The sequence below is a fragment of the Desulfobacter sp. genome, from assembly GCA_028768545.1.
Classification (GTDB): domain Bacteria; phylum Desulfobacterota; class Desulfobacteria; order Desulfobacterales; family Desulfobacteraceae; genus Desulfobacter.
Genome location: CP054838.1, coordinates 2,038,195 through 2,052,352, shown reverse-complemented (window position 1 = coordinate 2,052,352; position 14,158 = coordinate 2,038,195). Strand labels below are relative to the sequence as shown.

The window sequence follows — 14,158 nt, the reverse complement described above, 5'->3', positions numbered from 1 at the left end:
CCTTTCCAAAGGGCTAAAAATTTTTACAGCCATTCTGGCTGGAACGGCAGTGGTCTGTGCAATTGCCGCGGTTACCGCTTTTTTCCAGATCAAAACCTTTGTGGACCGTCCGGCCAATCCCAAGGGTCAAACAATCGAATTCACCATCCCCCAGGGCCAGACCCTGGCCACCATAGCCAGGAACCTGGAAAAAGACCAGGTGATTACCAATGCCCTGAAGTTCAAACTCTATGCCCGGTATAAAAAGGCGGCCACCCGGATCAAGGCAGGCGAATATCAGCTCTCGTCTGCCATGTCCCCCCATCAGATCATGGCAGCCCTGACCTCCGGCCGGGTCAGGCTCTATCGGTTTACCGTGCCCGAAGGTCTGAACATGGACGAGACAGCAAGGCTTGCACAAAAAGCAGGGCTATGTTCAGAGCAACGGTTTTTAGCCTTGTGCCGGAATCCAAACCTTGTCAAAGCAATGAGCCCGACCGCCCATACCCTTGAAGGCTATCTTTATCCGGACACCTATTTTTTTCCCAAAAACACCCCCTGTCAAAAGGTGATCAAAAAAATGACCCAGACCTTTACCCGGGTATTTACCCCCCAATGGGAAACAAGGGCCCGGCAGACGGGATTCACCGTTCATGAAATCGTGACCCTGGCCTCGATCATTGAAAAGGAGACAGGAAATGCTGCAGAACGGCCTTTGATCGCGTCGGTCTTTCATAACCGGTTAAAAAAAAGAATGCGTCTTGAAAGTGACCCCACAGTGATTTACGGGGTAGACGATTATCACGGCAGGATACGATACCGCCACCTGCGGCGGGTGACCCCCTACAATACCTATCAGATCAAAGGCCTTCCTTTGGGTCCCATTGCAAATCCCGGTGCCCTGGCCCTTGAAGCAGCCTTGTATCCCGCCAAGAGTGATTATCTGTTCTTTGTTTCCAAAAACGATACCACCCATCAATTTTCAAAAACTCTGAAAGATCATAACCGGGCAGTGAAACGATACCAGCTTAATCGTTAAACTGATTGAGGTAGACAATCAAGGCCCCGCTTTTGTTCTTTTTCCGCTGCTCCCACGCATAGGAGAGGATCAGCTTCTCTTTTTTCATGGCCTTGAGAATATCTTCAACCACCTGGGGCAGCACCGGGCCTTCCTGGGAATGTACGCCCCGGCCCACAATGATGCGAAGGGTAAAAAAACCCTGGTGCATGGCCCCGTGGATAAAGGATTTGGTCTTGATCTCAGCACCCAAGGCCGTAGATCCGTGGAGATCCAGATCCATCTCAGGCGGGGGATACCGTTTGAGCCTTTTTTTCAGGGGAACAGGCTTGGGCGGCCTGGCCGAAATTTTCTTTTTTTTCAAGGACTCGTCCAAAAGCAAGGCAAAGTTTTCTTTTAAAGTCTCTTGGGTTTCTTGATCTTCTGCCCTGGTTTCTGGGGTCTCATTTTCCGGATCGTGTAAAAAGCGACTCTCATAATTTTCGATAAAAGGAAGCCCGTGTTTGTTCACCCTGGATCCAGGCGCTGACCTCTTTTCTTTATTTCTAGTTTTTGGAGATTTATTTTCGCACAAAAATGCAGTCAAAAAATCCCGGTCCGATTCCAGAACAGGCAAGTTGTTTTTTTTCTTTGTTTTTTTCTGGTTTTTTTTTAATTTTTCTTGTTTACCCATAGCCCTATTCTATCTTATACAGGGCCAATTTTCAAGGCAGGATAACGGCCTGGGTATTTGACTTTGGCTATCCTTCCTGCTATTGTCCATTTCATGAATATTGGCAGCATTGTAGAATATATAGATCAGCAAAAAATAATATCTGCGATCATCCTAAGTGAGAAAAAAGGCAAGCTCAGATTGCTCAATGAAAACAGCCGAGAAGTCAATTTTTCCGAAAAACGGCTGTCTCATATCTCCCAGGCCCGGCTGAATACGGATCTGGCCAAAAGTACTCTGGTCAGTCACCTGAAACAGGCCACAGAGACCCGCAGACGTTTATCTGAGTCTATCAATATACGGGATCTGTGGGAAATTCTCCATGACGACCCCGAGGAAATAGATATTTCCGCCATGACCTTGTTTTGTTTTGACCCGCCCTTGACTCCGGACCATGAAGCCGCGGTTATCCGGGCCTTTTTCTATGACCGCCTTTATTTTAAATTCAACAAATCCATTTTTTTGCCCTATACAGAGGAACAGGTTAATGCCAGGAAACGGCAGGTAAAAGAGGCCAAACGGAGAGAAGAACTGATCATCAAAGGCGCCTCATGGCTTAACCAGCTTCAAAAACAGGACAAACCGCCTGAATCCCAGCCTGATCCTAAAATCGTTGACATCCTAAAGAATTACTACCTTTTTGGCAATGACGCAGACATGGCCGCCACAGCCAAACAAATGATCAAAAAATCAGGATTAACCCTGGTGGATCAACTATTCAAACTTTTTGTCAAGGCAGGACTCTGGGAGGTTGACCAGAACATTGATCTTCTGACCATGCAGATTCCGACTTCATTTTCTCCAAGGGTGATGGATGCGGCAGCCCGACTGTCCAAGACCGCGGCCAGGGTGTTTGATGATCCCAAACGAAAAGATCTCACCAAAGTTCCTCTGATTACCATTGACGGTCAGTCCACCCAGGACTATGACGATGCCATCAGCCTCGAGACAACGGAAAACGGATACCGCTTAGGAATTCACATCATTGATGTGGGCGCCTATATCAAAAACGGGGATTTTATTGATATGGCGGCCCGGTTCAGGGCCTCATCCATCTATATGCCCGATGACAAGCTGCCCATGATTCCCTCTTCTTTGTCCGAAGATCTGTGCAGCCTCAAGGAAGGCCAGATCCGCCCGGGAATTTCCACCCTTGTTCATATGAACCGTTTTTTCAAGGTTCTGGACTATGAAATCGTTCCCAGCATCATCAAGGTCCACCAGCAGATGAGCTATTCAGAAGCCAATCTGCTCAACGGAAAAAACGACCCCATCACCAGTCTTTACAAGATGGCCACCCTGTTAAGGGAAAAACGGCTTAAAGCCGGTGCCATCCAGATCACCCTGCCCGAGGTCAATGTCTGGCTGGAAGATCATCAAGAGATCAGATACGCCAAGGTCGACCGGGAAAATCCCTCGAGGATGCTGGTCTCTGAAATGATGATCCTGGCCAACTCCTTGATGGCCGAATTTCTCTCAACCAACGGAATGCCGGCGGTTTTCAGGTCCCAGGCCCAGCCCAAGCAACGGATATTCAAAGGCATTGAAACCGCACTCATGCCCAATTTCATGCAGCGCAAACAATTGAGCCGGGCCATGATCAACACCCATGCCGACCCCCATGCAGGACTGGGGGTCAAGGCCTATGTGACGGCCACCTCCCCGATCCGAAGATACCATGATCTGCTGACCCAACGTCAGATCAAAGCACTCTTAAGGATTGGCAATCCATATTCTGCGCAGGAGCTTGACGATATTCTCCAGTCCATCTCCATCTCAATGGCCAATACAGGCCGGCTCCAGGCGGCCCGTAAACGGTACTGGCTGATCAAGTATCTGGAAAAAATGAAGGGGCAAAATTTTGAAGGACTGGTCCTTGACTGCCACAGGGACCACTACAATGTGCTGATCAAAGAATTCATGCTGGAAGCAAAACTTCCCTCGTCAGGATTTAAACTCAAGCATGGAGATCTGATCCAGATCACCATCCAGCATGCAGATGCCCGCCGCAATCAACTCACCCTGTTCACCGTTTAAATTTTTGCAACCAGAAGTGTTACCCCATCCGGGCAGTGAAGATCGCCTTGGACCCGTAAACGCAAAAAAATTTATGGGATGACCAATTGATAAATCATGAACGCCTTTACAGGCCATGGGGCCGGACCTCGGATTTGCAAAAACAAAATTAACAGCCCGTCAATTGATCCACAATTCGATTCAGGGTATTGGACGGCCGCATCACTGAGTCCAAAATCTTTTCATCGGGGTGATAATATCCGCCCAAATCCACGGGTTTTCCCTGAACTGACAACAACTCTTTGAGAATTTTTTCTTTATTTTCCGATAATGCCAGGGCCACAGGCGTAAAAATCTGTTTAAGATTCCGGTCTTTTTCCTGGTCTGCCAAGGCCTGTGCCCAGTAAAGGGCCAGATAAAAATGCGCCCCCCGGTTATCCAGTTCGTTCACCTTTCTGGACGGAGAGCGTTTGTTCATCAAAAATTGGGTATTGGCCTGATCCAGTGCTCTGGCCAATACCAAGGCCCCGGAACACCCCTCTTTATTGCCCAGGTCCTCAAGGGAGGCTGCCAGGGCCAAAAACTCACCCAGAGAATCCCAGCGCAGATGATTTTCATCGATGAACTGCCGGACATGCTTGGGTGCGGAGCCGCCCGCACCTGTCTCAAAAAGACCGCCACCGGCAAGCAAGGGCACAATGGATAGCATCTTGGCAGAGGTGCCAAGCTCTAAAATGGGAAAAAGGTCCGTCAGATAATCCCTGAGCACATTCCCGGTGATGGATATGGTATCCTGACCCGCCCGGATCCGATCCAGGGTAAAGGCCATGGCATTGGAGGGTGAAAGGATCTGGATATCAAGATCCCGGGTATCATGGTCTTTGAGATACGCTTTGACCTTTTCAATGAGACACAGGTCATGGGCCCTGTTCTTGTCCAGCCAGAACACCCCGGCAGATCCTGTGGCCCGAACCCGGCTCACGCCCAATCTGACCCAGTCCCTGATGGCCACATCCTGGGTCTGGCACATGCGCCAGATATCCCCTTTTTCCACGGGATGCTCAAACACAAGCATTCCCGCGCTGTTGGTCACCTGAACAACCCCGGCCTTGTCCATGATAAAAGTTTTATCATGGGACCCGTATTCTTCGGCTTTTTTGGCCATCAGCCCCACATTTGCCACATTGCCCATGGTGGTGACATCAAAGGCGCCGTGGGTTCTGCAAGACTCAAACACCTGGTCATAAATACCGGCATAGGACCGGTCTGGAATCATGGCCTTGGTATCCTCAAGTTCTCCTCTGGGTCCCCACATCCTGCCCGAAGATCTCAGGCAGGCCGGCATGGACGCATCAACGATCACATCACTTGGCACATGGAGATTGGTAATGCCCTTATCAGAATCCACCATGGCCAGGGCCGGACGAGTCTTGTACACAGCCTTGATATCATCTTCAACGGTCTGCCGTGTTTGAGAATCAAGGGTTTGAATCTTTGTATATACGTCCCCGAGTCCGTTGGCCGGGTCCACACCGATTTTTTCAAACAGCCCCTGATGCTTTTCAAACAGCTCCTTGTAATACACCTGAACAGCCTGGCCGAATATATAGGGATCTGAGACCTTCATCATGGTGGCTTTCAAATGAAGCGAAAGAAGCAGATCCTGGTCCTTGGCATCTGAAATCTGGGTTTCAAAAAATTGTTTCAATGCCCTGAGGTTCATCACCGCCCCGTCAATAACCTCGCCTTTTTCAAGGTCAAGCGAGTCCCGAAGCAGGGTCTTATTTTTCTGATCATCCACAAAGGTGATCTTAACCGGGCCGGCCTCTTCCATGACAGCAGAACTTTCCGAGCCGTAAAAATCCCCTGCGTCCATATGGGCCACATGGGATTTAGACGATTTTGACCATGGCCCCATGGCATGGGGGTTTTCTCTGGCAAAGGCCTTGACCGCCGCTGCCACCCGGCGGTCTGAATTCCCCTCCCTGAGTACCGGATTGACCGCAGACCCAAGGACCTTCCCATATTGGGCCTGGATTTTTTTTTCTTGGTCTGTTTCAGGCGTTTCAGGATAATCAGGCAGATCATACCCCTGGGATTTCAGTTCGATAATGGCGGCTTTGAGCTGGGGAACTGAGGCTGAAATATTGGGCAATTTGATGATATTGGCATGGGGCTGTCCTGCCAGTTCTCCAAGATATGTCAGATGGTCTTCCATTCTCCGGTCGGGTTCAAGGCAATGGGAAAAATTGGCCAGGATACGGCTGGCAAGAGAAATATCCCGGGTCTCCACCACAATACCGGCTGGGGCGGTAAAAGATTTTACAATGGGCAGAAAAGAACGGGTGGCCAGTGCCGGGGCTTCATCCGTGACGGTGTAAACAATGGAAGGTATTGACATGTATAATTCCTTTTCTTTTAATAAAATCAACAGGCCAGCAGCCGATCCTGTCGGTCCAATTTTACTTGAACACTCCTTTTTATGGGAAAAAACAGGTTAGCATAAAACCCAAGGGATTTGCCAGACCTCCCATAAAAAAACAGGGTCACCCGGGCAATATTCACCCCAAGGTTGCACCCCTCAGCATTCAATGGTAAAAATAAGGGTATGAAAATAAAAACCAATTTTTATACGTTTACCCCCTATGATACCCTCTTATATGTGGAATCCTTCCTTTCCTGGGATGGCCGGGTGGCCCTTGATTTTGCAACAGACGCAAAACAGATCATTTTAGAGCATTATCAAAATAAACCCTGGGCAATTCTCCATGACGCGCGGGCCTGGCAGCTGGGCACCCCGGAAGTCGAAAAAATGATCGGCAAACTGCTCAACACCCCAAGGAAAAACCACCTGACCCACCATGCCTATGTGACCGGGGCCTCTGAGATTCAAAAATGGCAGGCTGAAAAAGTATTTAAAGACATCCGTGCATATGAGGCCAGGATCTTTGACTCTTTGGACCATGCAAAGACATGGCTCATCTCTTTTGGATACGCTGACCACTAAGCAAAATATTTCATAACCTGAAGGTCAGAAGCTGCGGATTTGAGGAGGCTGGATAGTCATTTCGTAAAATATGCGGGCGAATGATTGATCCCTGACAAAAGGCCTGTGCCGATCAGTTTTTTTGTCAAAACAAAAAATGCCGGAACCGTTAACCGGCCCCGGCATTTCGTCAATGATTCATCGGGCAATCAATGTTTGAAGCTTCTCTGCCCCGTATACACCATGGTGGCATCATTTTGGTTACAGGCCTCAATGGACTGATAGTCGTTCAAAGAGCCGCCCGGCTGAATCACGGCCTTTACGCCTTGTTCCAATCCCACATCAATGCCGTCCCTAAAGGGGAAAAAGGCATCAGAGACCATGGCGGACCCGATCAGACCGCCCTTGACCTCGGCCACATCCGCCTCGATCTCGGACCGCTTGTCCTGGTCTGTCATCTCGGCAAAGCCGATTCCGTGGCGCTCAAAGCAATACCGGTCGCACAACTTTCTATAGGCCTTGTCCACGGCGATTTCCGCCACGCCAACCCGGTCCTGCTCCCCTGTGCCGATGCCCACGGTGCAATTGTCTTTGACATAGATCACCGAATTGGAGGTAATCCCTGATTCCACCAGCCAGCCAAAGAGCATGTCCTCATACTCCTGTGCGGTGGGGGCGCGTTTTACCTTGAACTGCTCCCCTTTGTACTCGGTGGCGGCCAGGGCGAGATCCTCTTTTTTGAGGGTTGAGGGAACAAATGACCATTGGGCCACAAGTCCGCCGTCCATGAGGCTTTTAAAATCAACCACCCGGTCTCCGATAAAGGACTGAAGCTTGTCCATGGCATTGATCCGGATCACCCTTAAATTTTTCCTTGCCCCCAGGATATCGATCACCCCGTCTTCAAATTCCGGGGCCACCACAACTTCTGCGTACTGGGTGGCAATGGCTTCGGCGGTGGCCTTGTCCACGGCCTTGTTCAGGGCAATGCATCCCCCAAAGGCCGCCACACGGTCTGCCATGTATGCATTGGCATAGGCCTGTTCCAGGCTATCTGCCCGGGCAGCACCACAGGGGTTATTATGTTTTACGATCACGGCGCAGGAGGTGTCGGTAAAATACCTGAGAATATTCAGGGAATTGTCCGCATCCATAAGGTTGGTCTTGCCCGGATGCTTGCCTGACTGAAGCAGTTCAATGTCTGAGACCAGATATTTGCCCGGCGTGATGGTCTTTGCATCTCCCAGGGCCAGATTGCCGTTGACCAATCTGTAAAGGGCTGCTTCCTGGCCCGGATTTTCTCCGTAGCGCAACCCCTTTTTAACCCCTTCAATGACCCAGGAGACTTTTTCATAAAACAAGGTCTGGCGGTTGTCCCCGTCCACAAAGGAAATTTCCATTGCCGGGGTAAAATGGTCATCCATAATGGTTTTATACATCTGCTTTAAATCTTTGGACATCGTTTATTCTCCTGTTGAATAAGATGATTGGACCCGGGACATGGTCTGACTGCCCAGGTAGTCGGCAATGGTCCTGTCGTAAAGGGCAGTATGCTCAAATGCTTTTTGGGACAATTCATACCGGTCTGAAAGGGTAAGCGCCCCGTCCTGGTCGCTGACCTTGTCCAGGATACCCTGGTAGGAAGAGGGATCCACCACCGAGGCCACCCGGATGAAATTCTTGGCAGAGGCCCGGATCATGGTGGGTCCGCCAATATCAATATTGCCCCGGGCATTTTCAACACTCACGCCCTCCTGGGCAATGGTCTGGCTGAAGGGATAAAGATTCACCACCACCATGTCAATGGCTTTTGCCTGGGTCCGCTTCAAATCATCCTGGTGGGCCGGATTATAGGTCTCGGTGAGCAGGCCCAGGTAAATTTTGAAATCAAGGGTTTTCACGAGTCCCCCCTGGGTTTCGGGCTGGCCTGTATATTCGGACACCTGTTTAAGACAGGTCTTAGCCTTTTCCGTTAAGATCTCCTTTAGCCGTGCATAGGTGCCTCCGGTGGACAGGATCAGAAGATCGGGATTCTTTTCAAGCATCCCCGGAATAAAGGTCTCAAGACCGGTTTTGTCTGAGACACTCACCAGCATGGTGTTTATTTTTACCTTATTGTCAATTTTATCTACCACATTCTTTCCCATGATCTATCCTTATATTAATGGGGGTTGTCAATTTTTATGGGGCTGAAACTTAAACTATCAAAGGGGTTCAAGTCAAGGCCTCCCCTGGCATCAGAGCTGTGATCTCCTGAAGAATGGGAGCCATTTTTTTCCTGTGCCCAGGGGGAATCATCAAAGCCGGAATTTTGCAATGTTTGATGAATACCCCTGTATTATCATACCCTTGTATATTTTCAAGGGACAAATACCCGGAAAAATCATCCATTGCCGCCCCTTTGTTTTCCCCATCCAGATAAAATTCGAGCATATCAAAGAAATTGCCTGAAAACCAAGATGCATCCAGGTGCTCAATATACTGGAGAAAGATATTGCTGATGGTCAGGGCCAAAGGCGGCATGCTGGCATATCCATTTTTTGTGCAGGCAATTTCAGAGACCATGCTCCGGCAGCCAAAGGGCCTTGCATCATATACCGTACACTGCCGGTCTTCGATCAGGGGACATCTTCCCCAGTCTGGATCATTTTGTTCCTTCTCAACCTCTTTTCCAAGAACACAGGCTGAGGCAAACCCGTTGGTTGTCAGCCGGGGACGATATCTTTTGGACGGCAGCCCTTTTCCCAATCGGGCCCTTACCGTTTCAGCCTCATCCCGGGTCAATCGGGAAAAAAAATATGCGGTTTCCAGACGGGTGGCCGTCACGTTACAGGTACAGCAGTCTGAACATCCCTTTCGGCAGTCCAGGGAAAACCCCGCCATGGCCCGTTCAAATATCTTGTACATCCGGTCAAGAATCTTGATTAAATTTTTTGCATCCATTCGTGTTCATCCTCCTATTGCCCTTTTCATCTATTATAATTTCAAGGGCCAGTCAACCACCCGGGACCCTGTTAAATGTTTTGATCAGTTCGTTGGAATAACTCCGGGGTATTGTAGACAGACCATTAAACCTCTATAATAGTAAAAACAACAACTAAACAATAAGATGATTATGTATTTTTTTATAGCTGCCATCCTGGCATTAACATTGATATACGGGCTGTTCGGGATAAGGGTCATCAGGCCTGCCCGGGTGAATCCCAGGCTGAAGGCCCTGCTCTGGGCTCTTCTATCCATTTGCTATCTGGCCCTTCCCATTGCCGTCTTTTTCCGTTTCAATACCCCTGACAGCCCTGTCTCCATCCCCTTGTCCTGGTTCGCATATGTCTCATTCGGATTTTTCACCCTGACCTTTGCGGCCATCCTGTTGAGGGACAGCCTGTTTTTTATCTTCAAAAGTATTACAACGAGTATCAAACAATTATCGGCCTTGAAGTTTTCATCTGCCCTGCCCCCCTCTTTTACCCGTGTAAAAAATCTTGCCCCAAAGGATTCATCCAAACGCCTGTTCCTGGTCAACACCACCAATCTTGCCCTCTTAGGGGCCACAGGATCCCTAACCGGTTATGGTGTTGGCCATGCAAGACAAATCCCCAGGGTTGTGGATATCCAAGTTGTTCTGGACAGTCTGCCCCCTGAATTTGAAGGGTTTAAAATCCTTCAGCTCACGGATATCCATGTGAGCATGACCATCAGGCGCGATTATGTGAAAGCGGTTGTGGATAAAGCCAACGATCAAAACGCTGACATGATCGTATTGACAGGCGATCTGGCAGACGGACATGTAAAGGATTTACGCTCTGAGACAGCGCCCCTGGCCGCCCTTAAAGCAGGGTTTGGCAAATTTTTTGTTACCGGCAACCATGAGTACTATTCCGGGGTTGAATCCTGGCTGGCAGAAATAAACGCTTTGGGATTTACGTCATTGCTCAACGAAAACCGGATGATCCACCGTAACGGGGCTCAAATTTCCCTGTCCGGGGTTACCGATTACAGGGCCGGGCAGATTGTTCCCCTTCACGCCTCCAGCCCCAAAGCCGCCCTGGCCTCCGTACCTGAAAATTTAACCAAAATCATGCTGGCCCACCAGCCCAAAAGCATTTTTCAGGCCGAGGCGGCAGGCGCGGACCTGCTGATCACCGGCCATACCCACGGCGGGCAGTATATCCCCTGGAACTACCTGGTCCCCCTGGATCAGCCCTATGTCAAAGGCCTTCACACCCATGGCCATACACAGATTTATGTCAGCCGGGGAACCGGTTATTGGGGCCCCCCTTTAAGGATTGGCGCGCCCTCTGAAATCACCGTATTCACACTGGTACAAAAAAAAGCCTAACCGCCAAAAATATCGATCTAAAAAAAGACACAAGGGCATTGCAAACCATTTAAAACCGGCCTTAAATTAAGTCACGGTTGAATTAAAATATTACAAAATATGGCTTAGGATTTTTAATCGTATTCAAGTCGGGTGGCGGGGAGCATATGTGCCCAGCCACCCAACGACGAAAATGATTCAAAAGATTAGAGATCTGGGAGGTTGTATTCTGAACGGGAGCCTAAGAATTCTCAACTGATTTTAATGATCCGGAGTAAAAAAGAACCGCTGAAAATCAAATCCAATATTTTTGATACGAGGATTTGGAATCCTGATCATTTTCCGGTTATGGAGTTTCACAAACTCAATACTCTTTTGATAATGGGTCTGCCATAATTTTTGTACGGATCCATCTTCATATCCCCGCATTAATCCTGCGGTCACCCTCTCAATGGCCCTTTGGTTGGACGGGTGGGTATAAAAGAACCGAGGGGATAGGCCAGGCAGAGACTTGTGTCATAGGTGAAATCTTTAATCTGTTTATGGGATTCATATTCATCTAAGATTTCATTGGCCCCCCTGGGCAGCAGGTCAAACCGATTCCAGGCCACCATTCTAAAAAGGCTTTCATAGGTGGGAACCGCTACAACCTTGAATCCCCCGGCCCTGAGAATTCCCACATCTGTCCAGCCGGCCCCCTGGCCCATGGTAAAGGTTTTGAGCATATCCAGGGTGGTCACGGCGGACAGTTTTTTTCGGGTCTGTTCACTGACAAAAAAGATTCGATATCCGACAATACCCAGGTCAACCGGAAATTTTACAAAATCCATATCCATGGTTTCTTTGTACTTATCTTCATAACTGAGTTTTGCAAAAAAATTTCCGTAATGATTGTTCCTGATCACGGATTTGGCCCTGGGAAAATTCATCTCCGGACTGGGCCTTAGACTGTATGGACCATGGGTGGGCCTTGTTTTTTCCATGGCCAGTTCCAACAGGGCCGTATCATAGTCATACCGTTTGTCTGTAGAACTCTCCTGGGCCCGGTAGGTGATGACCATCTCGGCACGTACAGGAGAAACAAGGATGATCATAACCGTGCAGATAAGTGTCAGAATTTTAGCGACCATCGTTTTTCCAAAGAGTATCATATTCATTAGAGGTTATTTTTTCATGAACCTAAGATATTTTATCATAGACCAGAATCCAGGAAGGTTCAAGCCATGATGAAACCCTAATCCATCATCAAAATACCATCTTCTTTGTTGCCTGCGTTTGCTCCTCCCTGCTACACAGCCGCCGCCCCGGGGGCGACGGCTTAAACAGCTAAGGACCTGTCACTAGGTTTCCGAGAACAGGTGTTTGTATTCCTCCCTCATATTCCGTTTCAGGATTTTGCCAGTGGGTGTTTTGGGCAGGGCGTCAGCAATGATCACTTTTTTGGGGACCTTGAACAGAGCCAGCTGTTCCCTGCACAGGTCGATGATTTCCTGCTCAAGGATTTTTTCTCCCTGCCTGGGAACCACAACCGCAGCCACTGCCTCCACCCATTTTGCATGGGAAAGGCCGATGACAGCGGTCTCCTCCACCCGTTTGTCCAGGTAGATGGCCTCTTCCACCTCCCGAGTGGAGACATTCTCCCCTCCGGTCTTTATCATATCTTTTTTCCGGTCCACCACCGAGATGTACCGGTCTTCGTCCTCAATACCGATGTCTCCGGAATGAAACCATCCCCCTGCCATGGCCTCTTCCGTCTTATCCGGCTCCTTAAAGTACATGATCATGGCATGGGGGCCTTTGCCGCATATTTCACCGGGCTGTCCGGGGGTGGATAGGGGAACGCCGGTTTCAACCTCCAGCCGGGTTTCCATGTTGAGTCCGGCCATGCCGGCCGAGCCCATCTTGTCCATAGCGTCTTCTGCCTTGAGAATGGTGTGGTAGGGAGCAAGTTCCGTCTGTCCGTAATAATTGTACACCCCTGCCCCGGGCAGCCGCTCCAGGATTTCTTTGAGTACTTCCACGGGCATAATGGAGGCCCCGTAATAACATTTTTTCAGGCAGGAAAGGTCGTACTTATCAAAATCCGGGTGGCGGAGGAGGCCGATCCATACCGTGGGCGGGGTGAAAAACACGGTGGCCCGTTGGCTGTCGATGGTTTTAAGGATGGTATCGATTTCCGGAGTGACCAGAATATTGGTCCCCCCCAGCCAGAACATGGGGTTCATGAACACATCCCGCTGGGCGCAGTGGTAAATGGGCAGGGCATTGACATTGATGTCATCGGACCCGTAGTTTCCGTCCACGATGGCACCCATGTATTGGGCCATGAGGGCCTGGTTGGAGATGATCACTCCCTTGGGAAGGGACTCGGTGCCGCTGGTATAGGTCATCTGGCAGGGGTCCTCAATACGGAGGATGGTGTCGGGCTCGGTGTCGGGATAGGCCCGGTACCAGGTTTTAAAATCCATGAACCGGTCCGTGGGCGGTGCCTGCCCCCCCATGTCGTCGGACCAGATAAACGACTGGACCGTGCCCATATCCTCCACCACATCTTCAACCAGCTCGTACAGGGCATCTTCAACAATAAATACCCGGCTTTCGGAGTGGTCGATGCAATAGGAGACATCTTTGCCCTTGAGCAGATAGTTGATGGCAAGGTATACAGCCCCGATCTTACAACAGCCCAGCCAGGTCAGGACATGGTCAATGGTGTTGTGGGCCAGGATGGCCACCCTGTCGTATTTTTTCACCCCGAGATCGGCCAGGCCGTTGGCCACTCTGTTGCTCTCCTTTTCCAGCTGGGCATAGGTCAGGGATCTATCCTTGAATACCAGGGCGATTTTATCGGGGTGGTGGTAGGCGCTTCTCCGGATCATATCCCCGATGACCCAGCGGTTGACCCTATTGTAGCGGTTCATAAGAAAATCAAGGTTTTCCCGGTTCAGGGTTGAAAAACGGGATTTTTCCTCTGATGAAAGGGCGGCCGATGTTTCCGGCATGGTTCCTCCTCAATGGATAGGGGTTAAGAGATGCCCGATAATAATCCACAAAGCGTGCCAGGGCCTGAATGGTCTGCTTTACAGCAGCAAAAGGCAGGAAACCAAAAGAATGGGGAGGAAAAAACGGGTC

11 protein-coding genes are annotated in these 14,158 nt (G+C 49.7%); 4 read left to right on the top strand and 7 right to left on the bottom strand.

The window, feature by feature from the left end:
* Positions 1-19: 19 nt before the first annotated feature.
* Entirely contained in the window at positions 20-1,018 is a 999-nt protein-coding gene (gene mltG / locus HUN05_09820; protein ID WDP88014.1) for an endolytic transglycosylase MltG, read from the top strand.
* Here the strand turns inward: mltG and HUN05_09815 are convergent.
* Positions 1,008-1,670: a Smr/MutS family protein gene (locus HUN05_09815; protein ID WDP85389.1), complete on the bottom strand. Its 663-nt coding sequence runs from the start codon at positions 1,668-1,670 to the stop codon at positions 1,008-1,010. The genes mltG and HUN05_09815 overlap by 11 nt on opposite strands.
* Positions 1,671-1,763: 93 nt before the next feature.
* On the opposite strand from HUN05_09815, the gene HUN05_09810 reads away from it, so the two are divergent.
* Positions 1,764-3,746, top strand: coding sequence for an RNB domain-containing ribonuclease (locus tag HUN05_09810; GenBank protein ID WDP88013.1), 1,983 nt, complete (start codon positions 1,764-1,766; stop codon positions 3,744-3,746).
* A gap of 148 nt (positions 3,747-3,894) precedes the next feature.
* Here the strand turns inward: HUN05_09810 and HUN05_09805 are convergent, their stop codons facing one another.
* Positions 3,895-6,126, bottom strand: coding sequence for an NADP-dependent isocitrate dehydrogenase (locus HUN05_09805; protein ID WDP85388.1), 2,232 nt, complete (start codon positions 6,124-6,126; stop codon positions 3,895-3,897).
* A 207-nt stretch (positions 6,127-6,333) separates the two neighbouring features.
* Between HUN05_09805 and HUN05_09800 the strand changes: the two genes are divergently transcribed.
* Positions 6,334-6,732, top strand: a complete 399-nt coding sequence (locus tag HUN05_09800; GenBank protein ID WDP85387.1) for a hypothetical protein — start codon at positions 6,334-6,336, stop codon at positions 6,730-6,732.
* 188 nt (positions 6,733-6,920) lie between these two features.
* On the opposite strand, the gene HUN05_09795 is transcribed toward HUN05_09800, so the two are convergent.
* The 3 genes from HUN05_09795 to HUN05_09785 all read right to left on the bottom strand — a co-directional run bounded on the left by HUN05_09795 (position 6,921) and on the right by HUN05_09785 (position 9,654).
* Positions 6,921-8,171 carry an IMP cyclohydrolase gene (locus HUN05_09795; GenBank protein WDP85386.1) on the bottom strand — a complete coding sequence of 417 codons (1,251 nt, stop codon included), beginning with the start codon at positions 8,169-8,171 and terminating at the stop codon, positions 6,921-6,923.
* A gap of 3 nt (positions 8,172-8,174) precedes the next feature.
* Positions 8,175-8,858, bottom strand: a complete 684-nt coding sequence (locus HUN05_09790; GenBank protein WDP85385.1) for a hypothetical protein — start codon at positions 8,856-8,858, stop codon at positions 8,175-8,177.
* Between the two features lie 67 nt (positions 8,859-8,925).
* Positions 8,926-9,654, bottom strand: coding sequence for a hypothetical protein (locus tag HUN05_09785; protein WDP85384.1), 729 nt, complete (start codon positions 9,652-9,654; stop codon positions 8,926-8,928).
* A gap of 172 nt (positions 9,655-9,826) precedes the next feature.
* On the opposite strand from HUN05_09785, the gene HUN05_09780 reads away from it, so the two are divergent.
* Positions 9,827-11,050, top strand: a complete 1,224-nt coding sequence (locus HUN05_09780; GenBank protein ID WDP85383.1) for a metallophosphoesterase — start codon at positions 9,827-9,829, stop codon at positions 11,048-11,050.
* Positions 11,051-11,469: 419 nt separating this feature from the next.
* On the opposite strand, the gene HUN05_09775 is transcribed toward HUN05_09780, so the two are convergent.
* On the bottom strand, positions 11,470-12,159 hold the full coding sequence (locus HUN05_09775) for a hypothetical protein (protein ID WDP85382.1): 690 nt from the start codon (positions 12,157-12,159) through the stop codon (positions 11,470-11,472).
* A gap of 210 nt (positions 12,160-12,369) precedes the next feature.
* On the bottom strand, positions 12,370-14,028 hold the full coding sequence (locus HUN05_09770; protein WDP85381.1) for an acyl-CoA synthetase: 1,659 nt from the start codon (positions 14,026-14,028) through the stop codon (positions 12,370-12,372).
* Positions 14,029-14,158: the final 130 nt, after the last annotated feature.